The following is a 26,631-nucleotide window of genomic DNA, read 5'->3' as shown; positions in this document are numbered from 1 at the left end:
TGTATCTACTTTTATTTCTGTTTAATCCTTACTGTTGATATAAACTGCGACGTAAACCAGGGATTTAGTGAGTATCTCTAACGACGCAGCTGGAATATACTCGCTTTCCGTGGGCTCACCACGAGCCTCCTCGCTCGCAAAGAACGCTCGCTGTGGGGTTTCTTAGGCTCGCTGTCCCACAGGAGTCTCGCATATTCCAGCTGCTCGTTTTGATGAATAAAATATTTTGTTTTATCAAGATGTCTTGAACAAAATTTAGCGAAGTGTATTTCCGAAGCGGCGTCAATCCGCTCAACCATTACTCTTTGTGTCGCAGTTTATGGATTTTGCTCCAAAAACAAGATACGATTAGAAAATAGCTGCTATTAACTATAAATCGCGAAAAGAGGGATATGATGGCACGAGTTGGCGTCATTATGGGAAGCATCTCGGATTGGGAAACGATGAAACATACATGCAGCATATTGGATGAATTGCAGATACCTTATGAAAAAGAGGTGATTTCCGCACACCGGACACCCGAAGACATGTTCACTTATGCGAAAGAAGCGCGGGGAAAAGGATTCAACGTGATTATCGCGGGAGCCGGCGGAGCGGCACATCTGCCCGGTATGACAGCAGCACAGACGACACTCCCGGTCATCGGGGTGCCGGTCCAGTCAAAAGCACTGAACGGCATCGACTCACTGCTGTCAATCGTGCAAATGCCCGGCGGTGTGCCAACTGCTACGGTGGCAATTGGAAGATCTGGTGCAAAAAATGCCGGGCTCATGGCTGCCCGGATGATTGGCGCATTCGACAATGATGTTGCTGAGAGACTGCAAGATTACCGGGAAAACATGAAACAATCAGTGGATGAAATGAGGGATGAACTTGCAGAACAATAAAGTGATACTTCCCATGAAAACGATCGGCATTATCGGCGGCGGCCAGCTTGGACGGATGATGGCCATCGCGGCAAAGTATATGGGCTACCAAATCGCGGTTCTCGACCCGACCCCAAACTGCCCGGCCGCGCAGGTTGCCGATCAACAAATCACAGCAGCTTATGATGATATGGACGGAATCCAGAAATTGACTGACATCAGTGATGTGATCACATATGAATTTGAAAATGTCGATCTTGATGCAGCTGCTTATATTGAGCAAAAAGACAAACTTCCCCAAGGTGCATATGCACTGGAAATCACCCAGAACCGCGAAAAGGAAAAATCGGTCATGGGTGATGCCGGGCTTCCGGTGCCCGCCAATAAGATTGTCAGGGACAGTGATATGTGTGCGAGCGCACTTGAAAACATGCCACTCCCGGCTGTCATTAAAACAGTGAGCGGGGGATATGACGGCAAAGGTCAGTTAAAGATAAATACGACTGATGACATGAAGGCGGCATGTGAATTTGCCGATCAGCATGACGTAAGCATTATCGAACAATGGGTTCCTTTTGATAGGGAAATATCCGTCGTGTTCACCCGCGGGCAATCCGGTGAGATCACTTTTTTCCCGATTTCGGCGAACGAGCACAAGGATCATATTTTATACAAGACGACAGTACCGGCTTCCATCAGCGCTGCGGTACAGCAAAAAGCGCTTGATGCAGCGGGAATACTTGCGGAAAAAATGAATATTGCAGGAACGTTTGCGATTGAAATGTTCGTTAAGGGCGATGATATTTACCTGAATGAAATGGCGCCAAGGCCGCATAACTCAGGCCATTACACGATTGAGGCATGTAATCTGTCGCAATTTGAACAGCATATCCGAGCCATTTGCGGTTTGCCGCTGATGCCAATCGAACTACTCAGGCCTGCTGTTACAGTCAATATTTTGGGTGACGATGCGGGAACGGCTTTGAATATGCTTCCGGAAATGCAGCATGGTTTCCTGCATTTGTACGGTAAAGAGGCAGTCAAGCCTAAACGGAAAATGGGCCATATCACATTTATTGCAGATACATTGGATGAAGCAAAAAAACAGCTGGCAGTATACGAGGAGGCAAAACAATGATTGAACGATATACCCGGGAAGAAATGGGTGCGATCTGGAGCGAGGAAAACAAATACAATGCATGGCTGGAGGTGGAACTCCTCGCATGTGAAGCATGGAGCGAACTGGGCATTATTCCGGCTGATGATGTGGAGAAAATACGCCGGAACGCTTCTTTTCATGTTGAGCGGATTCAGGAAATCGAACAGGAAACACGACATGATGTGGTCGCCTTTACCCGAGCGGTCTCCGAAACGCTGGGAGATGAACGCAAGTGGGTACATTACGGGCTCACCTCGACAGATGTTGTCGACACCGCACAATCCTATTTGTTGAAACAGGCAAACGACATTATTCGTAAAGATCTGCACCATTTTATCGATGTCCTGAAAAATAAAGCGATCGAACACAAACACACCGTCATGATGGGGCGTACACATGGTGTTCACGCCGAACCGACAACGTTCGGATTGAAAATGGCACTCTGGTATGAAGAAATGAAACGCCATTTGGAACGCTTTGAGCTCGCGGCAAATAATATCGAATTCGGCAAACTGTCAGGCGCAGTCGGAACCTATGCGAATATCGATCCGTTCGTTGAGCAATATGTGTGTGAACAGCTCGGGCTGACACCTGCACCGGTATCGACCCAGACATTGCAGCGTGATCGTCATGCCGCGTATACTTCCGCCCTATCGCTGATTGCAACGTCGATTGAAAAATTCGCTACTGAAATCCGCGCTCTTCAGAAAACGGAGACGCGTGAAGTGGAAGAGTTTTTTGCAAAAGGACAAAAAGGTTCCTCAGCAATGCCGCATAAGCGCAACCCGATTGGCTCGGAAAACATGACCGGTCTTGCGCGTGTCCTGAGAGGGCATATGGTGGCAGCGTACGAAAATGTTTCTCTCTGGCATGAACGGGACATCTCCCACTCATCGGCAGAACGGATTATTTTGCCTGATTCAACAATTGCACTGAATTACATGCTGAACCGTTTTTCACGTATCGTCAGCAAACTGACCGTGTTCCCGGAAAACATGAAACAGAACATTGATAAAACCCACGGCGTTATTTTTTCCCAGCGCGTCCTGCTCGTACTTGTTGATAAGGGCATGAGCCGTGAGGAAGCTTATGATCTGGTTCAGCCAAAAGCGATGCAGGCATGGGAGACTGGAACGCATTTTAAGGCACTGGTTGAAGCTGACGAGCGAGTCAATACGAAGCTGACACAGGATGAGATTGACGATTGTTTTGATTATACGTATCACCTGAAAAATGTGGATGCTATATTCAACCGAATCGGACTTGAGGTGGAGTAATGAAAACAGATTTGTTATATGAGGGAAAGGCAAAACGGGTTTATCAGGCCAAGGATAAAACAGGGCAGCTCGTGCTCGATTACAAAAATGATGCAACGGCATTTAACGGGGAGAAAAAGGAAGTTTTTATAGGAAAAGGCCGTCTGAACAATGAAATCTCCGCCTATATTTTTAAGGCTCTAAATGAACAGGGGGTTCAGACACACTTTATCGAAAAGCTTTCAGAAACTGAGCAGCTTGTCCACCAAACGGAAATCATTCCGCTGGAAGTTGTCGTCCGGAATGTGGCTGCTGGGAGCATTACACGACGACTTGAGATTGAAGCTGATACGCCATTCACCCCGCCGCTTGTCGAGCTGTTTTACAAAGATGACAAACTGGGCGATCCGCTGATCAATGATGAGCACGCTTTATTCCTGAGTGATGTCACCAGATCCGAACTTCAGGAGATAAAAGCAAAAGCACTGGAAATCAATCAGCAGCTGACAACATTATTCGAGACGGTCGATCTTAAACTGGTTGATTTCAAACTGGAATTCGGGCGGCTGGCGAGCGGATGCATCGTGCTGTCTGATGAAATCTCGCCTGATACGTGCAGGCTTTGGGACATAACGACAAACGAAAACCTGGATAAGGATGTATTCCGGCAGGGAACCGGTGATTTGCTGGAAGTTTATCAAAAACTATTGAATCGACTGGAGGCCAGGACATGAAAAAAGTTACCATCCATATTATGCCGAAGCAAGGTGTGCTCGATCCGCAGGGTAAAGCCATTCAGACATCACTTAACGGGCTGGGATTTTCTGAAGTGGAAGACGCACAAACAGGGAAGCTTGTTGAACTGTTCGTGGAAAATCATGAAGATATTGACAAACGTGTCGGCGAAATGTGTGACAAACTATTGGCTAATCCGGTTATGGAGGACTATCACTTTGAAGTGGAGGAGGTCGCGCACACATGAAGTTTGCAGTCATCGTTTTCCCCGGTTCGAACTGTGACCGTGACATGTACCATTCCGTGAAACACGTTCTTGGGATGGAAGCTGATTTAGTCTGGTACGAAAATAGCAATCTCGAAAACTATGATGCAATCCTGCTTCCCGGCGGGTTTTCATACGGTGATTATTTGCGTTCGGGAGCTATTGCATCGGCATCGAATGTGATGCAGCAAGTCAAAGCACATGTTGATGCGGGCAAGCCGGTTCTGGGCGTCTGCAATGGATTTCAAATACTGCTGGAAGCCGGTTTGCTGCCCGGCGCCATGCTTCCTAATGAGAATCTGTCATTCATGTGTCACCACGAAGCACTTGCTGTTGCCAACGATGCAACACGCTTCACGACAAACTTTAAAAAAGGCGAGGTCATTCATTTGCCGATTGCCCATGGTGAAGGGAATTATTTCACTGATGATGAAACCTTGTCAGAGTTGAAAAAGAATAATCAGATTGTCTTTGCTTATGAGAACAACCCGAATGGATCGGCTGCAGATATCGCTGGCATTATCAACAGCGAGGGCAACGTGCTTGGGATGATGCCGCATCCGGAACGCGCGGTGGAAAAATTGCTCGGCAGTGATGATGGCACTAGGCTTTTTCAATCACTAATCGAAAATTGGAGGGACACCTATGCAGTTAATGCATAATATCAGCCCGGAAAAAGTTGAACAGGAAAATCTGTATCTTGAGATGGGGCTTAGTGATGACGAATTTGAAAAGGTTAAAGACATTTTAGGGCGGCGTCCAAATTTTATAGAAACAGGAATTTTTTCGGTCATGTGGTCGGAGCATTGCAGTTACAAGACGTCAAAGCCGCTTCTGAAAAAATTCCCGGCAGATGGTCCTGATGTTTTGCAGGGTCCCGGTGAAGGTGCCGGGGTCATTGATATTGGTGACGGGCAAGCGGTTGTTTTCAAAGTGGAAAGCCATAACCACCCATCAGCTGTTGAGCCGTATCAAGGTGCTGCAACAGGTGTCGGCGGCATCATCCGCGATGTGTTTTCGATGGGGGCACGACCGATTGCCTTAATGAACTCATTGAGGTTTGGCAATTTGACAACAGGCCGGACGAAGTACCTGTTTCAGGAAGTCGTTCATGGGATCGCCGGCTATGGAAATTGTGTCGGTGTTCCAACAGTTGGCGGTGAGGTTCAGTTTGATGACAGCTATGAGGAGAATCCCCTTGTTAATGCGATGTGTGTTGGGCTAGTTAATCATGAGGATATTCAAAAAGGCATCGCTGCCGGTGTCGGCAACACGGTTATCTATGCGGGGGCACCAACCGGCCGTGACGGCATCCATGGTGCAACATTCGCCTCAGATGATCTAAGTGAAGAATCTGACGGGGACCGTCCATCTGTTCAGGTGGGTGATCCGTTTATGGAAAAACTGCTGATTGAAGCTTGCCTGGAAGTCATTCACTCTGATGCCCTTGTTGGGATGCAGGATATGGGGGCGGCCGGGCTGACGTCATCAGCAAGTGAGATGGCGAGTAAAGCCGGTACAGGTATCGCCATGAACTTGGATTTGGTTCCACAGCGTGAAGAGGATATGAATGCGTATGAATTAATGCTGTCTGAATCACAGGAGCGGATGCTGCTTGTTGTAAAACAGGGGCGTGAACAGGAAATCATTGACGTTTTTGAAAAATATGGTTTGCAGGCAGTCGCCGTCGGAGAAGTCACCGAGGAAAAATCATTCTTGCTCAAACAACATGGTGAAGTTGTTACTGATATTCCGGTTGACGCACTGGCGGAAGAAGCACCAGTTTACCATATGCCGGCTAAAGAAGCAGCGTATGTCAAAGCGTTTCAGCAGATGGAAAATACTGTACCGCATGTCGGGGATCACGGTGCGATGCTGAAGCAGCTTCTGCAGCAGCCGACAATCGCCAGCAAGGAATATGCCTATGATCAGTTCGATTCGACGGTACAGACGAATACAGTTGTGAAACCGGGATCAGATTCAGGTGTTATACGGATCAAAGGAACGGATAAAGCGCTGGCCATCACAACAGATTGTAATTCGCGCTACATCTACCTCGATCCGGAAACCGGCGGCAAGATTGCTGTAGCAGAGGCAGCGCGAAACATTGTCTCTTCGGGGGCGCGGCCGATCGGTTTGACAGACGGGCTGAACTTCGGAAACCCGACGAATCCGGAAGTTTTCTGGCAGATGAAGCAAAGTGTGGAAGGTATGAGTGAGGCTGCCCGTATGTTGGAAACACCGGTGGTCAGCGGAAATGTATCACTTTATAACCAATCAAACGGCAGGTCAATTTTCCCGACCCCGGTCGTTGGCATGGTTGGTCTGATTGAATCGCTCGAGTATTTGACACCGAACTTTTTTCAGGAGCCGGGAGATCTGATCTATGTGATTGGAGAAACGAAGGCTGAATTTGGCGGCAGTGAGCTGCAAAATGTGGTTGAAGGCACGTACCAGGGAAAAGCACCTTCCATTGATTTGCAGGTGGAGGCTGAACGTCAGAAACAGCTGCTGGCAGCAATCCGGCAAAATCTTGTCCAATCAGCTCATGACTTGGCTGAAGGCGGTCTTGGTGTTGCACTTGCTGAAAGTGTTTTTAATGGCAAGGGACTTGGTCTGAAAGCCGATATTTCCGGTGATCCGACGACTGCAATGTTCAGTGAATCCCAATCGCGTTTTCTTGTTTCGGTCAAGCCGGAACAGAAAGGAAAGTTTGAAGCGGTAGTTACTGCTGCCCGTCAGATTGGCAGAGTCACCGGTGATGGTAAGTTTGTTGTAAGGGCAAATGATGGGGCTTTAATCGATGAAAATGTCCAGATATTGCATGATTTATGGAAAGGAGCCATTCCATGCCTGCTGAAATAAAAGGCATTAATGAAGAATGCGGTGTGTTTGGAATTTGGGGACACGAAAAAGCAGCCGAACTGATGTATTATGGCCTTCATTCGATGCAGCACCGTGGACAGGAGGGTGCAGGTGTTGTGGTCAGTGACGGGCAGAAGCTGAAGGCTCATAAAGGGCTTGGTCTTGTCAACGATGTTTTTAAACATGCCGATTTCAGTAAGATCTCTGGCGCCACAGCTGTCGGTCATGTCCGCTATTCCACCCAGGGTGACAGAGCTTTTGAGAATGTCCAGCCATTGGTATTCCGATCACAGACTGAGGGCATGGCACTGGCACACAACGGCAGCATCATGAACGCTGAATTATTGCGCAGCGAACTTGAAGACCAAGGAAGTATTTTACAGACGTCTTCCGATACAGAAGTACTGGCCCACTTGATTAAACGCAGAGGAATGGGAATTAACGAAACGTCTATTTCTGATGCGATTAATAAGATTACCGGCGCATATGCGTTTGTCATATTGACCGAGGAGAAGATGTATGCAGCGCTTGATCCGAGCGGAATCAGACCGTTATCAATCGGCAGGCTTGGCGATGCCTATGTGGTGGCATCTGAATCGTGCGCTTTTGACCAGATTGGAGCAACATTTGAACGCGAAGTTTTGCCGGGTGAATTGGTGACAATCAGTGATGAAGGGGTAGCCTCAACCCGTTTTGCCATGAGAGGCCAGCGAAAAATGTGTGCGATGGAATATGTCTATTTGTCGCGTCCGGACAGTGATGTCAATGAGGTGAATGTTCACGCGTCACGTAAACGGATGGGAAAGGAGCTGGCTAAAGAAGCGCCGGCAGACGCCGATATGGTCATCGGAGTTCCGGATTCCAGCATTTCATCGGCTATCGGTTATGCGGAAGCGAGCGGTCTCCCGTATGAAATGGGCATTATCAAAAATCGCTATGTCGGAAGGACGTTTATCCAGCCTTCCCAGGAACTGCGTGAACAGGGTGTGAAAATGAAACTCGCCCCGGTTCGCGGGATTGTCGCGGGAAAGCGGATCGTCATGATTGATGATTCCATTGTTCGCGGAACAACGAGCAAGCGGATCGTTCACATGCTGAGACAGGCAGGTGCGGCGGAAATCCATGTCCGGATCGCCTCACCATCGATTCAGCATCCATGCTTTTACGGGATTGACATGTCAACACGGGACGAATTGATTGCTGCCAATCATTCGATTGATGAAATTGGTGAAATTATCGGAGCGGACAGTATGGCGTATTTATCTGAATCCGGGCTGGAACAAGCCATCGTCAAAGATAAAACGATCCATCAGGGGATTTGCATGGCTTGCATGACCGGAAATTATCCCGTGAAGGAAAACGAAGCTCAGGAAATTGCCTGCAAAGGATGAAGAGAGGTGGAGCAAGCGATGGGGAATGTATACAAATCAGCCGGAGTAGATGTTGAAAAAGGCTATGATGCGGTTGAACGCATGAAAAAACATATCGCAAGAACCGCGCGTCAAGAAGTGCTCGGCGATATCGGCGGGTTTGGCGGGCTGTTTGAATTGACATCATTCAACTATCAGGAACCCGTCCTTGTTTCAGGGACAGATGGTGTCGGCACAAAGCTTAAGCTGGCGATTGATCTACAGAAACATGATACGGTCGGCATTGATCTTGTTGCCATGTGTGTCAACGATATTGTCGCCCAGGGGGCACAACCGCTGTTTTTTCTCGATTATATTGCATGCGGCAAAAATGATCCGGCAATGATCGAACAAATTGTGACAGGCATTGCTGATGGGTGTGAAGATGCTGGGACAGCGCTGATTGGCGGTGAAACAGCGGAAATGCCCGGCGTGTATGATGATACGGATTATGATTTAGCCGGTTTTACCGTTGGATTGGTAGAAAAATCACGATTAATAACCGGGGAGGCCATTACAGGCGGCGATGCTGTCATAGGCCTGGCTTCAAGCGGCATTCATTCCAATGGTTATTCACTGGTGCGCAAGCTGGTGCAGGATTTGGATTTGACGAAAACATATGATGGACTGGGTGATCAGCGGCTTGATGATGTGCTGTTAAAGCCGACCAGAATCTATGCCAAATCGGTTGGCACGGTTATGAAAAATCTACCTGTAAAGGGGATTTCTCATATAACCGGAGGCGGATTTTACGAAAACCTGCCCCGGATGATGCCTGTCGGGCTTGGTGCGGAAATCGATCCACTGAGCTGGGAACATCCGCCGATCTTTCCATTTTTGCAAAAGCTCGGAGGTATTGGCGATAAGGAGATGTACAGTATTTTTAATATGGGTATCGGGATGGCGCTTGTTGTTGCACAGGATGATGCAGAGGCTGTGCTGAGAATTCTCAGGGAACAAGGTGAAACAGCGTCAGTTATTGGCAAAATTGTATCAAAAGAAGGAGTGCATATGACGTCATGACAAAAGTGCGGGCAGCCGTTTTTGCATCCGGAACCGGCAGTAATTTTCAGTCCATGATGGAGACGGACGACCTGGGTTGTGATATCGTGCTGCTTGTGTGTGACAAACCGGGTGCTGCTGTCATTGATAAAGCGGAAAAGTTTGGGGTGCCGGCATTTATTGTTAACTCGAAAGAATATGATTCAAAAGCCGATTATGAACGTGCCTTGCTGGAAAAGCTGCGTGAAACGGATGTGACGTGGATCTTTCTTGCCGGTTATATGCGGATTGTCGGTCCGACCCTTTTGGGTGAATTTCCGGCCGGGATCATTAACATTCATCCGTCACTTTTGCCTGATTTCCCCGGTTTAGATGCCATCGGTCAGGCTTATGAAGCAGGTGCAGATACAACAGGTATCACCGTGCATTATATTGATGATGGAATCGACACAGGCCCGATTATTGAACAGCAGGAAGTCCCGATTTACCCGGGTGATACGAAGGAACAACTGACAGAGCGTGTTCAACAAGCTGAGCACAAGCTTTATCCGCAAGTGATTCAGAAGCTGGTTAAGGCAAAAGAGTGAATCAGCAAGCGTTCTGACTTTGGAGATCGTACGGGGGTCTCGGTCGAACCGTGCAAGAAGCGGTCCAAACCGTGCGGGAAGCGGTCTGAATCGTGCGAGGCGTAATCCAAACCGTGCGGAAACCATCCTCAATCGTGCGACAGCAGTATCAAATCGTGCGAGAGCCGCCCGAACTTGTGCGGTTTCCTTCGTGAGGTGCACCACCATTACAAAACCACTAGGACAAGGAGTTTTTCCATGAAAAAGCAGGCATTGATAAGTGTTTCCGATAAAACCGGTATTACTGATTTTGCCAAAGGATTGGCAGAACAAGATTATGACATCATTTCAACCGGTGGCACTTTGCGCACAATTCAGGAGGCTGGCATCGAGGCAACGGCTGTGGAAGACGTAACAGGGTTTCCCGAGATGCTGGAAGGCCGTGTCAAAACACTTCACCCGGTAATTCATGCAGGGCTGCTGGCCAAACGGGATGATGGCACACACAAACAGCAGCTTTCAGATAAAGGCATTACCCCGATTGATGTTGTTGTCGTGAATCTTTATCCATTTAAACAAACGCTTGATCAACAGAATGTGACTGAAGAGGAAATCATCGAAAACATTGATATTGGCGGCCCGACAATGCTGCGGGCAGCTGCAAAAAGTTTCCGTGATGTGACGCCCGTTGTTGATCCGGATGATTATGATGAAATCTTGCAAGCCATTCAAAATGATGAGCTCGATACGGCAATGCGGAAAAATTTAGCTGCAAAGGTTTTCCGTCACACAGCACAATACGATGCGCTGATTGCCGGCTATTTTACTGATGAAGCATTTCCTGAAAACTACACCGTTACATATGAAAAGGTCCAGTCTTTAAGATACGGCGAAAATCCGCATCAGGAAGCGGCATTTTATAAAAAACCAATTGAATCACCGATGAGTCTTACATCTGCCAAGCAGCGGCATGGCAAAGAGCTATCCTACAACAACATCCAGGATGCGAACGCGGCACTTGGCATCATTGCGGATTATGACAGACCGGCAGCCGTGGCTGTGAAGCATATGAACCCATGCGGTATTGGAATGGCGGAGGATTTGAACACAGCATTTTCGAAAGCTTATAACGGTGATCCAGTTTCGATTTTTGGCGGGATTGTTGCCTGCAACCGGACAATTGATGTAGACACTGCTAAACAATTGAGCGGTATTTTTCTGGAAATCATCATTGCCCCGGCATTTACCGATGAAGCCTTCATGATTTTGACAAACAAGAAAAATATCCGGCTGCTTGAATTGAAAATGGATGAAGCAAAGATCAACTCTCACAAATTAACGAGTGTTAACGGCGGGATACTTGTTCAGGACAACGACAATAAGGAAATCAGCCGCAACAATCTCACATTCCCGACCGAGAAAAAACCGACGGAAGCAGAGCTGGATGATTTATTGTTCGCCTGGAAAGCAGTCAAACACGTGAAATCGAATGCTATTGTACTGGCAAACGATATGCAGACCATTGGTATCGGTGCAGGTCAGATGAACCGTGTTGGCGCAGCAAGGATAGCGCTTGAACAGGCAGGGGATAAAGCTAAAGGAGCAGCTCTTGCATCCGATGCATTTTTCCCGATGCCTGATACCGCCAAAGAAGCAGCGAAGGCGGGCGTAGCAGCAATAATTCAGCCTGGCGGATCCAAACGCGATCAGGACTCAATCGACATGTGCGACCAATATGGAGTTGTGATGGTTTTTACAGGCGCACGGCATTTCAAACACTAGACAGGAAGGGGTTTTCCTATGAATTTATTCGTCATCGGACGCGGTGGCCGTGAGCATAGCATGATCATGAAACTGGCTGAAAGCGATAAAGCTGATAGGATTTATGCAGCACCGGGAAATGGCGGAATCGGCGATGCTGCAGAGTGCGTGGATATTGATGAGCTGGATATTGATGGGTTGATAGACTTTGCCCGGAAAAAGGAAGTTGACTTAACTATTGTCGGTCCGGAAACCCCGCTTCTCACCGGGATTGCCGACCGTTTTCGCGAAGCAGGTCTCGCCATTTTTGCACCGGAAAAAAATGCGGCTTTAATCGAGGGGAGCAAACGGTATGCGAAAATTTTTATGGAGGAGAACGGTATCCCTACAGCTGCATATGCCAGTTTTACAGACGCGGGTGGAGCCAAATCCTATATAAAGAAACAAGGCGCCCCAATTGTCGTCAAAGCTGACGGGCTTGCTGCCGGTAAGGGTGTGATTGTTGCACAGACAGTGGACGAGGCAATGAAAGCCGTTGATGATATTCTCGTAGGTAAGGCTTTTTCCGGAGCGGGCAAGTCTGTTGTTATAGAAGAATGTCTTTCTGGCGAGGAATTTTCACTGATGGCATTTGTTCATGGTGCAAACGTATTTCCTATGATACCGGCACGTGATCATAAACGCGCTTATGACCAGGATCAGGGTCCGAATACCGGCGGGATGGGAGCCTACGCGCCGGCCAAAGATATTTCCCGGAAGACGCTGGCATTCGCAGCTGAAAATGTTCTGCAAAAAGCTGCTGACGGGATGGTTGCAGCGGGACGGCCGTTCACCGGAATTTTATACGCGGGATTGATTATGACAGACGATGGACCGAAAGTGATTGAGTTCAACGCCCGTTTCGGTGACCCGGAAACCCAGGTCGTACTTCCGCTTTTAGAAAATGATCTGCTGCAGGTCTTCCTTGACGTGCTCGATGGAAAAGATCCCTCTCTGCAATGGAAAAAACAAAGCTGTGCCGGTGTAGTGCTTGCCTCGAAAGGGTATCCTGGCAGCTATAATAAAGGCGTCGCGTTGCCTGAAATGCAACTGGATGCTAGCTCGTTTGTTGTCCATGCCGGAACCCGGAAAACGGAACACGGAATCGTTTCCGACGGGGGAAGAGTGCTTCTTGCGGGAGCAAAGGGAGCCGACCTGTCTGAAGCCGCTGAATGCGCATATAACTGGCTGGACAAAAATGTGAACTCAGAGGAGTTTTTTTATCGGAAAGATATTGGTAAAGGTTAATCTTTTTTAATTCATGAAAGAGATTCATTTTAGGTCAGAGATAAGTCTTTTACCAGCCCCTATTTATTTAAACGGATAATAGACTTGGTTGACCGTAAATTAGATTTTTTCATTTCCCATGTAAACTTCAAAAGGTTGGTTGGCGATCTGTGCTGACAAATAATTTTATTATTGATTTCAATAAATTCAACCATCATACTTTACTCGAGGATGACATTTAAATATAGGTCACTAGGAATTGGTTAACCTGATGGTAACTGGTACTGCGATGTCGGTCTCAGGTCTATTAGCACCAGTGATGTTTGGATTATTTTGGAAAATAGTGACGAACGCCGCTGGTGTTGCTTCAATGTGGAGTGGTTTGGTCACAGCCGTCATTTGGCAGATTTTAGGCCATCCATTTGATTTACATCCTGTTTTTATCGGTTTGCCAATATCGATTGTAATCCTACTGATTGTAACGTTTTCAACAAAGCAAAGTCATAAAAAAATAGGGTTGAGAATTATTTTAAATCAACTTTAGTCAAAAGCTGTACACACTGAATGTCAGTTTCACTTTTAGCTGCATGTAATGGGCAGTAATCCACCAGAAAACGGCGATAACTAGCCCCTAGATGTCCGATTCGGTTCAACTAACATTCAGTGGGAAAAAACGCCGCACTGAATGAAGTTTCAATTTATCATTTGCTTTTTTATTTCTTCGTTGCGTTTCTTGAAAATGTCGTTATGTGAGGAGACCATTGGAGCTTTATCGGCATCGGGCTGGATAAATAGCTTTGCCTGATTGACGGCATTGGCAGCGTCCTGAAAAGCGCCTGCTATCAGATTCAGTTTGCCTTCATGCATCAGAATGTCACCGGCAGCATACAGTCCCTCCAGAGACGACTCGCTATTGGCATTGCCTGAAATGAAATAATTATCGGCGATGGCGATATCCAGTTCACTGTTTTCCAAAAGTGATGTATCGCGTTCGTATCCGTGATTGACAATCACGTCATCAACAGGCAAATAATTGACGGCTCCTGTTTCATGGTTGCTCAGCTCAACTTCCTTAATCGTTACACCGTCATCATTTGCCTTCAGATCTGTGATCGATGTATGAAAGAAACAGACAACGGAACTGTTTTTCAGTTGGGTTGCCTGCGATTCATGACAGTCAAAATTGTTCTTTCTGCATGTAATGAAAACGCGGTCAGCAACAAATTCCAGTTCATTTGCCCAATCGGTTGCGGAGCTCCCTCCGCCTGAAATCATGACGGTTTTACCTTTAAAACGCTGTAAAGACTTCACGGAATAATGCAGATTTGAACCTTCAAACTGTTCTGCACCAGCGATGCTTAGCTTTTTTGGATTTAATATGCCGCTTCCAACTGCAACAATGACAGTTTTGGTGTAGTGAATGCGTCCCGAATCGGCATGCAGTTCATAAATACCCTTTTTGTTACGGGTTATTGTTTCAATTCTTTCGTTCAATACCACTTCAGGCTGAAACGTTAATCCCTGCTCAGCAATCTGATCAATGAATTTTGCACCGGGGAGTGGCGGTATTCCTCCGACATCCCAGATCATTTTCTCCGGATAGACGTGAACTTTACCGCCTAATTCAGGCTGATATTCAATAATTTTTGTTTTCATTTCCCTGAGCCCGCTGTAAAAGGCCGAAAAAAGCCCGGCAGGTCCACCGCCTATAATGGTCACATCAAATAGTTCATTTTTGGTCAAGTCTGCTCACTCCTCAGCATGCAATTGACTGATTATCATTCTCATCTAATCATACACCATTTAATCATGAATGAAAAGGTTGACATTCATTTGGATACACGATAAGTTAAACTATATCAATAATGATAATCATTATCAGTTGTTACTGGTTATCATTATACATAAAAGAATCGCATAACTGAATATGGGAAGGAGTGGAAGAAATGCAAAAATGGGTGCTAATACTTAATGTTTTGGTCCTTACAATGTTAGCAGCGTGCGGTTCAAATGGAAATGAAGCGGGTGGAGGCAGTGATGATGAAAGTGCTTCTGAGCGCAGCGTTACCATTGAAGACGCCACGGGTAAAAAGACAATCGAGGGTATCCCTGAAGATATCGTTGCATTGGAATGGTACAACGCGGAACAGTTGCTTTCCCTAGGTGTCCAGCCAGCCGGTGTGCCAAATATAGACGGATTTAATGCCTGGATGAATATTGACGAGGAATTGGCCGATAGTGTTGGAGATGTCGGGACACGCCAAGAGCCAAATCTTGAAGCCATTTCACGAATGGATCCTGATTTGATCATAGCGGCAAAATTCAGACATAGTGAGATATTAGATAGATTGGAAGATATCGCACCGGTTGTGACGTTTGCACCATACAGTGAAGAAGGGTCCGCCGATTTGTATAATGAGTTAATGAATGAATTTAAAACAATCGCTCAAATTACAGATAAGGAACAGGAAGCTGATCAAGCGATTGCAGATTTGAACGATTTTTACGACAAGCAGAGACAGCGTTTGGCGGATGCTGGACTGGAAGGCTCAAAATATATAGCAACAATGGCCTTCTCCTCTCAAAACTCACCAGTGCTAAGGCTTTATTCCGATAATTCTTTCCCGGCAGCAGTAATGGAAAACCTGGGTTTTGAGAACGCCTATAAAACTGATGAAGTTAAGCAGTATGGGTTTACGGAAGTTGGTTTAGAGACCTTGCAAAATTTCCAGAAAGAAAACCTTCACTTTTTCTCTGTTGTTCAAGAAGATGATAATATCTTTGAAAATCATTTGAAAGGGAACAGCGTATGGGAGAATTTAAGCTTTGTTAAAAATGGGAATACTCATTACCTGCCCGGCGACACACCTGTGATTGGCGGTGTATCATCCGCGAAGGCACTGGCTGAGCAGATTGTTGATACGATATTGAATGAGTGAAACTTGTTCGGGAGGAATCGAATTTCCTTCCGTTTTTTGTGAATATAGGGTGATTCCGTTTGGGATTTTTGTCATAAAAAATTCAATTCCCCTTTGTAAAACAATACCAAATGAAAGCGCATTATGTGTTACGATAGATAAAACAATATATTGGAGCGTTGATGTTATGTCAGAAAGCATCTATTGGAGAAACCGTGAATTAAGAAAACATGTTGCCGTTATTGATGGGGAAGAAGCGCCAACAATTGTATTAAAAAACGGCACCTATCTAAATACTTATACAAAACAATGGCTGCGTGCCAACATTTGGATTTTTCATGACCGGATTGTCTATGTCGGGGATAAACTTCCGGAAAAAAATCAATCAACGGAAGTTATCGACTGTGACGGTAAGTACCTGGTACCGGGGTATATCGAGCCGCATGCCCACCCTTTCTTATTGTACAATCCTGAAAACCTGGCAATGCATGGGGCTGAATATGGCACGACGGCATTTATAAATGATAATCTTATGCTGAATTTTTTATTGGATAGAAAGAAAGCGTTTACTTTGCTGGAGGAATTTAACCAATCACTGGTTACAATGTATTGGTGGGCACGATTTGATTCACAGACAGCACTGCAGCGTCCGGAGGAATATTTCAGCACGGAGCCAGTATTGTCGTGGCTTAAGCACCCATCCGTCATTCAGGGTGGCGAACTGACAGCGTGGCCGCATCTGCTTGATGGGGATGACCGTCTGCTCTATTGGATTCAGGAGGCAAACCGGCTTGACAAACCGGTTGAAGGTCATTTGCCTGGGGCGTCTGAAAGAACGTTAACCAAGATGAAGCTGTTGGGTGTGGACGCAGAGCATGAGGCTATGACCGGAAAAGAAGTGATTAAACGTCTGCAGCTTGGATATCAGGCTGGCCTTCGCTATTCATCAATCCGTCCTGACCTGCCGAATATACTGGAAGAGATGCTGGCAGAAGGCGTATACACATTTGACCATGTCACGATGAACACGGATGGAGCAACGCCCTCCTTCTATGAAAAGGGCATTATGAATGTTTGTGTGGAGATTGCGATTGATAAAGGCGTGCCGCTGGCGGATGCTTACCGGATGGCATCTCATAACGCCGCAGCACATTATGGATTGATTGATGATATTGGATGTATTGCACCAGGCAGGATAGCAAATGTTAATATTTTACAGGAAAAAGAGAATCCGCATCCGATCAGTGTTTTGGCCAAAGGTGAATGGATGAAAAAAGATCATAAAGAGAAGAAACTTTCCTCAAAAATCGACTGGGGTAACTATGGAATTGAACCGATCGCATTTGATTGGGATCTGACATTGGAAGATATGCAGTTTTCCGTCCCAATCGGGCTTAACATGATAAATGATGTTATTGTTCAGCCGTATGCCATCAAAACAGACGTGACACTCAATGTGATCCCGGATAATACTGATGATGCCTTTCTTATGTTGATTGACAGGGAAGGGAATTGGCGTGTTAATACGGCCATTAAAGGCTTCACGAAACGGCTGGGAGCATTGGCCAGTTCATTTTCGACAACCGGCGACCTCATTTTCATCGGAAAAAGTAAACAGGATATGCTGCTTGCCTGGAGGCGCCTGAAAGAACTGGGCGGCGGGATTGTGCTTGCCCATAAGGGTGAAATCTTATTTGAACTGCCGCTGGCTCTGAGCGGAAGCATGTTCTCCGGAACGATGCCCGAACTGATGGAAAAAGAAAAACAGCTGAGAAAATTGCTGGCGGACTTCGGCTATGCATTTGGTGATCCGGTCTATTCAATTTTCTTTTTATCAGCAACCCATTTGCCATACATCCGGATCACACAACAGGGGGTTGTCGATGTGAAAAAGCGTGAAGTACTCTTTCCAGCAACGATGCGATGACGTATAATAAACGAAAGAAGTCAGTCATCATCCACCGAAATGGTTTGAAACAAGCCGGATGCATACTGCCTGCAACGATGAAATCAGCAGCAAACTTTAACAAACGCTTTTAAAAAGGGGTGGGGGATAATGAGAAAAGTTATTGTTTGCTTGCCGTTGTTCATGCTGCTGTTGTTTGCAGCATGTTCAGATGATCAGGGGGGAAATGCAGAAGACAGTGAATCCAAAGAAAGTTCTGTAGCAGAAAAAGAAGGGCCTGCAGCCCCGGATAATATGAACACATTCCCGCTGACAGGGATTCAAACCGATCAGCCGGTGACCAATCGGATCGTCAGCGTGATGATCAATAATCACCGTAAAGCCCGGCCGCAATCAGGTCTCAGTAAGGCGGACATTGTTTTTGAAATTCTGGCGGAAGGGCGAATCACACGCTTCTTGGCCATGTACCAGAGCGAAATGCCGGATGTTGCCGGTCCTGTCAGGAGCGCACGGGAATATTATTTTGAACTGGCCGATGGTTATGATTCAATTTACATTTATCACGGAGCAGCTAACTTTGTGAACGATATGATTCAAAACCGCGGAATTGAACATTTGAACGGCTCCGTTTATGATAATAATGGAAGCTTATTTAAACGGGAATCATTCAGAGATGCGCCGCACAACTCCTATCTGCAATTTGCCGGCGTATATGATACGGCAGAGCAAAAAGGATATAATGTGACACAAACATATGATTCTTTGCCGTTTACAACAGAAAAGGGAGCAGACAGCATATCCGGTGATCCTGCAATGAACGTTGAAATTGATTATTCCGATCGGCAGACATACGTGGTCAACTACAAATACGATGAAGACAGCGGGACGTATATCCGGTACAGTGACGGGGAAAAATCTGTCGAGCTGAATTCCGGAGAACCGATAACAGCCGATAATATTTTCATTGTGGAAACGCCGCACCAAGTCATTGATGATGCAGGCAGGCGTGAAATTGATTTGACATCAGGCGGCGATGCTTATCTGGTGCAAAAAGGCCAAATCCGCCAAGTTAAGTGGAAAAACCGTGATGGCAGAATCGTTCCGGTAAAGGATGGCAAACCGGTGAAGTTTGTTCAGGGCAAAACATGGATAAACGTCGTTCCGTCAGACCCGGGGATCAGCCAATCGGTTACGGTATCAAATGATTAGAAGGCAGGTGATGTCATCATGCAGATAGACAAGCTGCGCGGGGAACAGCTGGACCAACTGTTTGACGCGATTCTGTCGCTAGAGAATCGCGAGGAGTGCTATAAATTTTTTGATGATATTGCAACGATGTCCGAGGTTCATTCGATCGCCCAGCGGCTGCAGGTTGCCAAAATGCTGACAGAGGGCTATACCTATAACTTTATAGAAGAAGAAACAAGCGCATCGACTGCAACAATATCACGTGTACGCCGCTGCATTAATTATGGCAGTGACGGATATAAAATTGTCCTGGATCGGTTACTTGATCATAACGTGTAAATCAACTGCTATCTCCACGTTCGGGGATAGCTTGTTTTATGCAGCAGACAGCAGGACGGTGTTTACTGCCCTGTTCGTACTCATTAGGAAATTCCTCAATTTTTATCCCACTTAATCCTAAATTCATCGCGCAATTTTTGGTATACTTTAAGAATGAAGGTGAATCGTGTTTGCTATAGACTGTTTGCGCATTAACAGCATTCCTATAAAATAGGTGACAGTCAGCATGTACAGAATGCTGATTTCTGAATCAATTATTAAATATGGGGGACTTTACGGTGAATGAAATCTTAACAAATTGGGAGCATTTATTTAAGCTGGACCCTGCCAAAGAAATCCCGGATGAGGATCTTGACGCAATTTGCGAGTCGGGGACTGATGCCGTAGTGGTCGGCGGCACGGATGACGTAACACTTGATGGTGTGCTTGATTTGCTTTCGCGCATCCGCCGGCATACTGTCCCATGTATTTTGGAAATATCCAATATGGCATCAATCACACCTGGTTTTGACTTTTACTTTATCCCGATGGTGATGAACAGTACGGAGAAGAAATGGATGATGGATCTTCAGCATCAGGCTATCAAGGAATACAGGGATTCGATGAACTGGGATGAAATCTTTATGGAGGGCTATTGTATTTTGAACGAAAATGCCAAAGCCTTTAAAGAGACGAAGTGCGAGATGCCGGATCATGAGGATGTTGTGGCATATGCCTATATGGCGGAGTATATTTTCCGGCTTCCGGTATTTTACATGGAATACAGCGGGACGTATGGCCGTCCAGAACTCGTCAAAGATGTGAGGAATCAGCTTAACAATACAAAACTGATATACGGCGGGGGGATTGAAAGTGATTCCCAGGCTCGTGAAATGAAGGAACAAGCCGATACGATCGTTGTCGGAAATCTGATTTATTCGGATATCAACAAAGCCTTGAAAACAGTTAAAGCAATTAAAGATATGAATGAATAATAGTTCATCTAAAGGTGGTGTGTCATGGTGAGTCAGACAATGCACGACTTACTGAACGGATTAAACAAAGAACAGCAGGGGGCTGTCAAACATACGGAAGGGCCATTACTGATCATGGCCGGAGCGGGGAGCGGCAAAACACGGGTATTGACACACCGGATTGCTTATTTGCTCGGTGAAAAGGATGTGCCCCCAAGAAATGTGCTGGCGATTACATTTACGAATAAGGCAGCACGGGAAATGAAAGAACGTGTCAATAAGCTCACGGGAGCAGATGGCGGGCAAATCTGGGTCTCCACTTTTCACTCAATGTGTGTACGTATTTTGCGCCGGGATATTGACCGAATCGGCTATAATCAAAACTTTACGATCCTGGACAGCGGTGATCAGTTATCCGTCATTAAACAAATCCTGAAAGATCTGGACATCGACCCGAAAAAATTTGAGCCGCGGGCAATGCTTGGACAGATCAGCGGTGCGAAAAACGAACTGATTACACCGGAAGCATACAGTAAAAACGTCGGCGACTTTTTCCAGCGACAGGTTTCGCAAGTTTATGAACGCTATCAAAAAACACTTCAGAAGAACCAGGCACTCGACTTTGACGACCTGATCATGCAGACGATTCATTTATTCAAGCGTGTTCCTGAAGTGCTTGAATATTATCAGCGCCGGTTCCAGTATATCCATGTGGACGAGTATCAGGATACCAACCATGCTCAATACTATTTGGTGAAGCAGCTGGCAAACCGATATCAGAATCTTTGTGTTGTCGGGGATTCAGATCAGTCGATTTACCGCTGGCGGGGCGCGGACATTGCGAATATCCTGTCATTTGAAGAAGATTATCCGTCGGCACGGGTGATTTACCTTGAGCAAAATTATCGTTCAACCAAATCAATTTTGGATGCAGCGAATAAAGTGATTGAAAACAATTCCGGCCGCAAACCTAAGAATCTTTGGACTGAAAATGATGACGGCAAGAAGATTCATTATTTCCAGGGCGCGACCGAACAGGAAGAAGCATTATTTGTGACGGATAAAATTCAGGAGCTGACCGGTGAAGGGATTTCTCCGAATGATATTGCGATCCTTTACCGGACGAATGCCCAGTCGAGGGCTGTAGAGGATACGCTGATAAAATCGGACATCGGTTATCAGATGGTCGGCGGCACCAAATTCTATGAGCGAAAAGAGATTAAGGATTTGACTGCTTATTTGCGTCTGATCACCAATCCTGATGATGATATAAGTTTCGAACGGGTTGTCAATGTTCCGAAACGCGGAATCGGAAAAACATCTGTCGACAGGCTGCGCGCATATGCGGCCGAACATGCGATTTCATTTAACCAGGCAGTGAAAGAAGTCGATTTTATCGGTGTTACGAAAAAAGCAGCCAATGCACTGGCGGAATTCGGCAACCTGATTCAAACATTAACGCAGCAGCAGGAATTTTTGACGGCTACCGATATGGTTGAAGCAATCCTGGAGCGGACAGGCTATGAAAAAATACTGAAAAACGAACGATCACTGGAGTCGCAAAGCCGTCTTGAAAACCTTGAAGAATTCAAGACCGTTACCCAGGACTTTGAAGAAGACGCTGAAGATAAAACATTGATCGCTTTTCTGACCGACCTGGCATTAGTGGCCGATATCGACCGTGTCGATGAGGAAGAAATGGACAACGAACCCAAGGTGACGCTTATGACCCTGCATGCTGCCAAAGGACTGGAATTTCCGGTCATCTTTTTAGTCGGCATGGAGGAAAACGTCTTTCCGCATAGCCGGTCGATGTTTGACAATGAAGAGATGGAGGAAGAGCGCCGTCTGGCCTATGTGGGGATCACCAGGGCTGAGCAGCAGCTTTACCTGACCCATGCCAAAATGCGCACAATTTATGGCCGGACGAATATGAATCCGATCAGCCGTTTTATAAATGAAATCCCGGAAGATTTGGTTGATGGAATCGAGCAGGTACGAACGATGATGTATGGCTCAAATGAAAAACCGGACGAGAAACGATCACAGCCAAAACGCCGTGCCGGAAGAATGCAGCAAACAACCGGAGCGGAATCACAGACCTGGGGTCCGGGTGACAAAGCTGAACATAAGAAATGGGGTGTTGGCACGGTCGTTAAAGTCCAAGGGAAAGGTGACGGGATGGAGCTTGACATTGCCTTTCCTGCGCCGACAGGCATAAAACGGCTGCTGGCCAAATTTGCACCAATCACGAAACAATAGGAGGTGCCTGGCGCTTGGATAAACAGCAAGCACAGCAACAGATCAAGGAATTGAGAAAACTATTAAATCAATATGGCCACGAATATTATGTGCTCGATAACCCCAGTGTTCCCGATTCAGAATATGACCGGAAAATGCAGGATCTTCTCAAGTTGGAGGAAGAATTTCCGGAGTTGGTCACAGCTGATTCTCCTTCACAGCGTATTGGCGGAGAACCTTTAGATGCCTTTCAGAAAGTGCAGCACAATGTAGCCATGATGAGCCTTGGCAATGCGTTCAATGAAGGCGATCTGCGTGATTTTGCCCGGCGCGCGAATGAAGGGACAGATGAGCCGATTTCATTTGTCTGTGAATTGAAAATTGATGGTCTCGCGGTTTCGCTCACTTACGAAAATGGCAAATTTGTCCGCGGTGCGACACGTGGTGACGGCACAACCGGCGAGGATATTACCAGCAATCTGAGAACGGTTCGCAGTATCCCGCTTTCCATCCGGGAGGAGAATACAATTGAAGTGCGCGGCGAGGCGTTCATGCCGCATAGATCGTTTTTGAAGCTGAACGAACAGCGGGAGAAAAATGGCGATGCGGCCTTTGCCAATCCGCGTAACGCAGCAGCTGGATCATTGCGCCAGCTTGATCCGAAAATCGCAGCAAGGCGCAACCTGGATATTTTTCTGTATGGTGTTGGTGAATGGGAGTCGGGCACATTGGCATCACACAGCGAGCGGCTCAACTATTTGCAGGAGCTCGGATTCAAAACAAACCCCGAGTGGATGCGGTGCAGCACAATTGATGACGTCATCAATTACGTTAAGAACTGGGAAGAAAAGCGCTCGGACTTAAACTACGAAATCGATGGCATCGTCGTCAAAGTGGACAATCTGGCTCAGCAGGAAGAATTAGGGTTTACCGCAAAAAGCCCGCGCTGGGCCATTGCCTATAAATTTCCGGCCGAGGAAGTAATGACAATTCTTCGTGATATTGAACTGAGTGTTGGCCGGACAGGCGTTGTCACGCCGACAGCTGTCTTGGATCCGGTCAGGGTTGCCGGTACAACCGTACAGCGTGCCTCACTCCATAATGAGGATTTAATCCGGGAGCGGGATATCCGGCTTGGAGACACAGTTGTCATCAAAAAAGCCGGTGACATTATCCCTGAAGTAATCCGTGCTGTTGAGGACAAACGGACAGGCGATGAAAAGGAGTTCTTTATGCCTGATGAATGCCCGGCATGCGGCAGTGAACTTGTCCGTCTTGAAGAAGAGGTCGCGCTGCGCTGCATTAATCCGAATTGTCCCGCCCAATTAAAAGAGGGCCTCATTCATTTTGTTTCGCGTGATGCAATGAACATCGACGGACTAGGGGAGAAAGTGATTATCCAGCTATTCCGGGAAGATCTCGTTCACACAATTGCCGACTTATATCGTCTTGAACGTGACGACTTATTGCAATTGGAACGGATGGGCGAAAAATCAACCAGTAATTTACTCCAGGCAATTGATGCATCAAGAGGGAACTCACTGGAACGGCTATTATTAGGGCTTGGCATCCGTTTTGTCGGTTCAAAAGCAGCACGGACACTTGCCAGCCATTTTGAAACGATGGAAAACCTGCAGCAGGCTTCATTTGAAGACATAACCGCGATCAATGAAATGGGTGAAAAGATGGCTGACTCGATTGTCCGTTATTTTGCCGAAGATGAAGTGAAACATCTGCTTCAAGAATTGGATGAACTTGGTCTGAATATGGAATACAAAGGGCCAAAAGCGCAGGAAGTGGGAGAAGACACTGCATTTTCCGGCAAGACAGTCGTTTTAACCGGGAAAATGGAGGAATTCACACGGTCGGAGGCAAAGGCTTTGGTTGAGCGGCTGGGCGGATCTGTTACCGGCAGTGTGAGCAAGAATACCGATATTTTGATTGCCGGGGAAGATGCCGGTTCAAAATTGGATAAAGCAGAAAAACTTGGCGTAGCGGTTTGGGGCGAACAGCAGCTGAGAGAAGTTTTGGACGATTAAGGAGTGGGCGACGTGTTAAAAAAAATAACGATGATACTGGCAGGTGCCATTCTGGTCCTGACAAGCTGTACACCATCGATCGAAAATGACGATGAAGTTGTCCAGAACGAAGATGATAAAGAACAAAAGCAGAAATCAATCGTTTCCAGCCACCAATTGTCAGATGAAGAATACCGGACTATTCTTCCATATCGACCAAGTGCGTCCCGGGGTGTTATCACGAATCAGATGGGGAACCGGGTGGATATTGATGAGATGGAAACAGGACTGAGAAGGCTGTCAAAGGATTATTTTGATCCGGAGAAATATTTTTTTGAAGCAGGCCAGTACTTAACATCTGACATGCTTTATAATTGGCTGGATACTTATCCGACGAACGAAGAGGAAGCGGATAAAGAAGATAAGCTGGCATTAAATCCTCCGCTGGATGAAGAAAACGCTACAAAAGAAGATTACGAGAATAACCCAAAGTATCTGACGCATATAATGGAGCAAAATTTTCTGAAGAAGAATGACGATGATACAGTTGAACTGGCTGGTGCATCACTCGGCATAGCATTAAAGTCGGAATTCACCTTTGAAGTTGGAGGCAATACCTATCATAAAAAGATTTCAAAGTCGAAAATGATGGAAAAGGGAAAAGAGATAGCCCAGACTGTACTGAAACGTGTCCGCAATATTGATGAAATGAGCAACATCCCCATCATGATTTCATTATACAGGGAAGAAGCTCAAAGTTCGCCGGTCCCCGGCAATTTTGTAGCCAAAACAAGTGTTGAAGGTGACCAGGCATCAATCGGGGAATGGAAAACTGTAGCAGAGGAAAACATTCTTTTCCCGTCTGAAGAAGGTAAGGAAAAATACGCCGATACACAGAAATTAGTCCAAAATTTTAGTACGCGCATTGAAGAGTATTTTCCGGATTATGTCGGTGTGATCGGTGAAGGTTTTTATATTGATGAAGAATTGCAGAAACTGACGCTTGAAATCCCGCTTGAGTTTAACGGAAAAGGCGAGATCATCGGCTTTACACAATACACGTATGGTCTCGTAGAAGAAATGTTCAAGAATTATTACGACCTTGAAGTGAAAATCAAATCCAATCAAAAAATGGAAAGCCTCATCTACCGAAACGCAGGTGACGATGAAGCCACCGTCCATATTTATGATTCATAATCAAAAATCAAATATAAGTCAATAGACCTAAGAATGGCAAAATAGCTCTTTTTCTGAAAGAAATATGCGGAAAAAGGGCTATTTTTGACTAACTTTCCTCATTTCAGGAAAGTAGGCAAGTTGCAGATGGGTTTATTGCTATATTTACCCCTCAACTTTCCCAATATGAATTTTTGGAATTTATGTTATGATATAATCATAGTATTAATATAAAACCATTCTAAAAATTCAGCTAGTGGGGTGGGTAAAAAGATGGAAATCGGAGCCTATATCAAACTTCACAGAATCAAACAGGAAATGACCCAAACGGAACTGGCTGAAGGTATTGTCTCAAGCGCTTATTTATCGAAAATCGAAAATGAGAAGACCGAGGCAAGCCCGAATGTGATAAGCTTATTATGCACCAGGCTGGGTATTCAGCTGGACACAGGAACTGATGATATGATCAGAGAAAAGCTGCAGAACTGGTATGGCATGCTGTCTTCAGAACACGATATGGACGAAATGGTTCAAAGCTACCAGGAATTGAACCGGGTGATGTATGATAACCATTCAGCTGACAGTCTGGTTATGTTTGAAATTCACAAGATACGCTATTTCCTGGTAATAGGTAAAAGTGATGAAGCTCTAAGCCAAATTAATAAACTAGCTGAAATGTCCGGTACGTTTGACACCCTGCACCAATTCTACTGGTATAAGTTTAAAGGGAATTACAATTCTG

23 protein-coding genes are annotated in these 26,631 nt (G+C 46.1%); 22 read left to right on the top strand and 1 reads right to left on the bottom strand.

The window, feature by feature from the left end; all coding sequences use genetic code 11:
- The first annotated feature begins 395 nt into the window (after positions 1 to 395).
- The 13 genes from purE (at position 396) to VK097_RS14875 (ending at position 13,694) form a co-directional block, all read left to right on the top strand.
- Positions 396 to 887 (top strand): 5-(carboxyamino)imidazole ribonucleotide mutase, encoded by a 492-nt coding sequence (gene purE, locus VK097_RS14935; protein ID WP_324212598.1) that lies wholly within the window; start codon positions 396 to 398, stop codon positions 885 to 887.
- Positions 874 to 2,004: a 5-(carboxyamino)imidazole ribonucleotide synthase gene (purK, locus tag VK097_RS14930; RefSeq protein WP_324212597.1), complete on the top strand. Its 1,131-nt coding sequence runs from the start codon at positions 874 to 876 to the stop codon at positions 2,002 to 2,004. The genes purE and purK overlap by 14 nt, the downstream gene beginning before the upstream one ends.
- Positions 2,001 to 3,302 carry an adenylosuccinate lyase gene (gene purB / locus VK097_RS14925; protein WP_324212596.1) on the top strand — a complete coding sequence of 434 codons (1,302 nt, stop codon included), beginning with the start codon at positions 2,001 to 2,003 and terminating at the stop codon, positions 3,300 to 3,302. Before purK ends, purB begins: the two co-directional genes overlap by 4 nt.
- Positions 3,302 to 4,015 carry a phosphoribosylaminoimidazolesuccinocarboxamide synthase gene (gene purC / locus VK097_RS14920; RefSeq protein WP_324212595.1) on the top strand — a complete coding sequence of 238 codons (714 nt, stop codon included), beginning with the start codon at positions 3,302 to 3,304 and terminating at the stop codon, positions 4,013 to 4,015. Before purB ends, purC begins: the two co-directional genes overlap by 1 nt.
- Positions 4,012 to 4,263, top strand: a complete 252-nt coding sequence (gene purS, locus VK097_RS14915) for a phosphoribosylformylglycinamidine synthase subunit PurS (RefSeq protein WP_324212594.1) — start codon at positions 4,012 to 4,014, stop codon at positions 4,261 to 4,263. Before purC ends, purS begins: the two co-directional genes overlap by 4 nt.
- Positions 4,260 to 4,943 carry a phosphoribosylformylglycinamidine synthase subunit PurQ gene (purQ, locus tag VK097_RS14910; RefSeq protein ID WP_324212593.1) on the top strand — a complete coding sequence of 228 codons (684 nt, stop codon included), beginning with the start codon at positions 4,260 to 4,262 and terminating at the stop codon, positions 4,941 to 4,943. The genes purS and purQ overlap by 4 nt, the downstream gene beginning before the upstream one ends.
- Positions 4,927 to 7,146, top strand: coding sequence for a phosphoribosylformylglycinamidine synthase subunit PurL (gene purL / locus VK097_RS14905; RefSeq protein ID WP_324212592.1), 2,220 nt, complete (start codon positions 4,927 to 4,929; stop codon positions 7,144 to 7,146). The genes purQ and purL overlap by 17 nt, the downstream gene beginning before the upstream one ends.
- Positions 7,131 to 8,537 (top strand): amidophosphoribosyltransferase, encoded by a 1,407-nt coding sequence (gene purF, locus VK097_RS14900; protein WP_324212591.1) that lies wholly within the window; start codon positions 7,131 to 7,133, stop codon positions 8,535 to 8,537. Before purL ends, purF begins: the two co-directional genes overlap by 16 nt.
- Positions 8,538 to 8,555: 18 nt before the next feature.
- Positions 8,556 to 9,578 carry a phosphoribosylformylglycinamidine cyclo-ligase gene (gene purM, locus VK097_RS14895; RefSeq protein ID WP_324212590.1) on the top strand — a complete coding sequence of 341 codons (1,023 nt, stop codon included), beginning with the start codon at positions 8,556 to 8,558 and terminating at the stop codon, positions 9,576 to 9,578.
- Positions 9,575 to 10,144, top strand: coding sequence for a phosphoribosylglycinamide formyltransferase (gene purN / locus VK097_RS14890; RefSeq protein ID WP_324212589.1), 570 nt, complete (start codon positions 9,575 to 9,577; stop codon positions 10,142 to 10,144). Before purM ends, purN begins: the two co-directional genes overlap by 4 nt.
- 237 nt (positions 10,145 to 10,381) lie before the next feature.
- Positions 10,382 to 11,905 (top strand): bifunctional phosphoribosylaminoimidazolecarboxamide formyltransferase/IMP cyclohydrolase, encoded by a 1,524-nt coding sequence (gene purH / locus VK097_RS14885; protein ID WP_324212588.1) that lies wholly within the window; start codon positions 10,382 to 10,384, stop codon positions 11,903 to 11,905.
- An 18-nt stretch (positions 11,906 to 11,923) separates the two neighbouring features.
- A complete protein-coding gene (gene purD / locus VK097_RS14880) occupies positions 11,924 to 13,171 on the top strand; it encodes a phosphoribosylamine--glycine ligase (RefSeq protein ID WP_324212587.1) in 1,248 nt (415 codons plus the stop codon).
- A 250-nt stretch (positions 13,172 to 13,421) separates the two neighbouring features.
- Positions 13,422 to 13,694 carry a hypothetical protein gene (locus VK097_RS14875; RefSeq protein WP_324212586.1) on the top strand — a complete coding sequence of 91 codons (273 nt, stop codon included), beginning with the start codon at positions 13,422 to 13,424 and terminating at the stop codon, positions 13,692 to 13,694.
- Positions 13,695 to 13,843: 149 nt separating this feature from the next.
- Here the strand turns inward: VK097_RS14875 and VK097_RS14870 are convergent, their stop codons facing one another.
- Complete coding sequence (locus VK097_RS14870) at positions 13,844 to 14,893, bottom strand: NAD(P)/FAD-dependent oxidoreductase (RefSeq protein WP_324212585.1); 1,050 nt, start codon at positions 14,891 to 14,893, stop codon at positions 13,844 to 13,846.
- Positions 14,894 to 15,096: 203 nt separating this feature from the next.
- On the opposite strand from VK097_RS14870, the gene VK097_RS14865 reads away from it, so the two are divergent.
- The 9 genes from VK097_RS14865 to VK097_RS14825 all read left to right on the top strand — a co-directional run.
- Positions 15,097 to 16,089 carry an ABC transporter substrate-binding protein gene (locus VK097_RS14865; RefSeq protein WP_324212584.1) on the top strand — a complete coding sequence of 331 codons (993 nt, stop codon included), beginning with the start codon at positions 15,097 to 15,099 and terminating at the stop codon, positions 16,087 to 16,089.
- A gap of 166 nt (positions 16,090 to 16,255) precedes the next feature.
- Positions 16,256 to 17,995 carry an adenine deaminase C-terminal domain-containing protein gene (locus tag VK097_RS14860; RefSeq protein WP_324212583.1) on the top strand — a complete coding sequence of 580 codons (1,740 nt, stop codon included), beginning with the start codon at positions 16,256 to 16,258 and terminating at the stop codon, positions 17,993 to 17,995.
- A 129-nt stretch (positions 17,996 to 18,124) separates the two neighbouring features.
- Positions 18,125 to 19,183, top strand: coding sequence for a DUF3048 domain-containing protein (locus VK097_RS14855; RefSeq protein WP_324212582.1), 1,059 nt, complete (start codon positions 18,125 to 18,127; stop codon positions 19,181 to 19,183).
- Positions 19,184 to 19,201: 18 nt separating this feature from the next.
- Complete coding sequence (locus VK097_RS14850; protein WP_324212581.1) at positions 19,202 to 19,501, top strand: YerC/YecD family TrpR-related protein; 300 nt, start codon at positions 19,202 to 19,204, stop codon at positions 19,499 to 19,501.
- Positions 19,502 to 19,788: 287 nt separating this feature from the next.
- A complete protein-coding gene (pcrB, locus tag VK097_RS14845; RefSeq protein ID WP_324212650.1) occupies positions 19,789 to 20,475 on the top strand; it encodes a heptaprenylglyceryl phosphate synthase in 687 nt (228 codons plus the stop codon).
- 39 nt (positions 20,476 to 20,514) lie between these two features.
- On the top strand, positions 20,515 to 22,716 hold the full coding sequence (gene pcrA, locus VK097_RS14840) for a DNA helicase PcrA (protein WP_414672190.1): 2,202 nt from the start codon (positions 20,515 to 20,517) through the stop codon (positions 22,714 to 22,716).
- Between the two features lie 14 nt (positions 22,717 to 22,730).
- Positions 22,731 to 24,734, top strand: a complete 2,004-nt coding sequence (gene ligA / locus VK097_RS14835; protein WP_324212579.1) for an NAD-dependent DNA ligase LigA — start codon at positions 22,731 to 22,733, stop codon at positions 24,732 to 24,734.
- A gap of 12 nt (positions 24,735 to 24,746) precedes the next feature.
- Positions 24,747 to 25,910 carry a CamS family sex pheromone protein gene (locus VK097_RS14830; protein ID WP_324212578.1) on the top strand — a complete coding sequence of 388 codons (1,164 nt, stop codon included), beginning with the start codon at positions 24,747 to 24,749 and terminating at the stop codon, positions 25,908 to 25,910.
- Between the two features lie 252 nt (positions 25,911 to 26,162).
- Positions 26,163 to 26,631 (top strand): helix-turn-helix domain-containing protein (locus tag VK097_RS14825; RefSeq protein WP_324212577.1); only part of this gene is annotated, 469 nt, incomplete at its 3' end.

Source organism: Lentibacillus sp. (assembly GCF_035301675.1).
Classification (GTDB): Bacteria; Bacillota; Bacilli; order Bacillales; family Amphibacillaceae; genus Lentibacillus.
This window is presented reverse-complemented; position numbering and strand designations above follow the sequence as displayed.

Coding starts and splice junctions, on each gene's coding strand:
- VK097_RS14865 (WP_324212584.1), top strand. CDS start 15,097: ATGCAAAAATGGGTGCTAATACTTAATGTTTTGGTCCTTACAATGTTA.
- pcrA (WP_414672190.1), top strand. CDS start 20,515: ATGCACGACTTACTGAACGGATTAAACAAAGAACAGCAGGGGGCTGTC.
- purD (WP_324212587.1), top strand. CDS start 11,924: ATGAATTTATTCGTCATCGGACGCGGTGGCCGTGAGCATAGCATGATC.
- purF (WP_324212591.1), top strand. CDS start 7,131: ATGCCTGCTGAAATAAAAGGCATTAATGAAGAATGCGGTGTGTTTGGA.
- purN (WP_324212589.1), top strand. CDS start 9,575: ATGACAAAAGTGCGGGCAGCCGTTTTTGCATCCGGAACCGGCAGTAAT.
- purH (WP_324212588.1), top strand. CDS start 10,382: ATGAAAAAGCAGGCATTGATAAGTGTTTCCGATAAAACCGGTATTACT.
- purE (WP_324212598.1), top strand. CDS start 396: ATGGCACGAGTTGGCGTCATTATGGGAAGCATCTCGGATTGGGAAACG.
- purQ (WP_324212593.1), top strand. CDS start 4,260: ATGAAGTTTGCAGTCATCGTTTTCCCCGGTTCGAACTGTGACCGTGAC.
- VK097_RS14875 (WP_324212586.1), top strand. CDS start 13,422: ATGGTAACTGGTACTGCGATGTCGGTCTCAGGTCTATTAGCACCAGTG.
- VK097_RS14860 (WP_324212583.1), top strand. CDS start 16,256: ATGTCAGAAAGCATCTATTGGAGAAACCGTGAATTAAGAAAACATGTT.
- VK097_RS14855 (WP_324212582.1), top strand. CDS start 18,125: ATGAGAAAAGTTATTGTTTGCTTGCCGTTGTTCATGCTGCTGTTGTTT.
- purL (WP_324212592.1), top strand. CDS start 4,927: ATGCAGTTAATGCATAATATCAGCCCGGAAAAAGTTGAACAGGAAAAT.
- purC (WP_324212595.1), top strand. CDS start 3,302: ATGAAAACAGATTTGTTATATGAGGGAAAGGCAAAACGGGTTTATCAG.
- purM (WP_324212590.1), top strand. CDS start 8,556: ATGGGGAATGTATACAAATCAGCCGGAGTAGATGTTGAAAAAGGCTAT.
- purB (WP_324212596.1), top strand. CDS start 2,001: ATGATTGAACGATATACCCGGGAAGAAATGGGTGCGATCTGGAGCGAG.
- purS (WP_324212594.1), top strand. CDS start 4,012: ATGAAAAAAGTTACCATCCATATTATGCCGAAGCAAGGTGTGCTCGAT.
- VK097_RS14850 (WP_324212581.1), top strand. CDS start 19,202: ATGCAGATAGACAAGCTGCGCGGGGAACAGCTGGACCAACTGTTTGAC.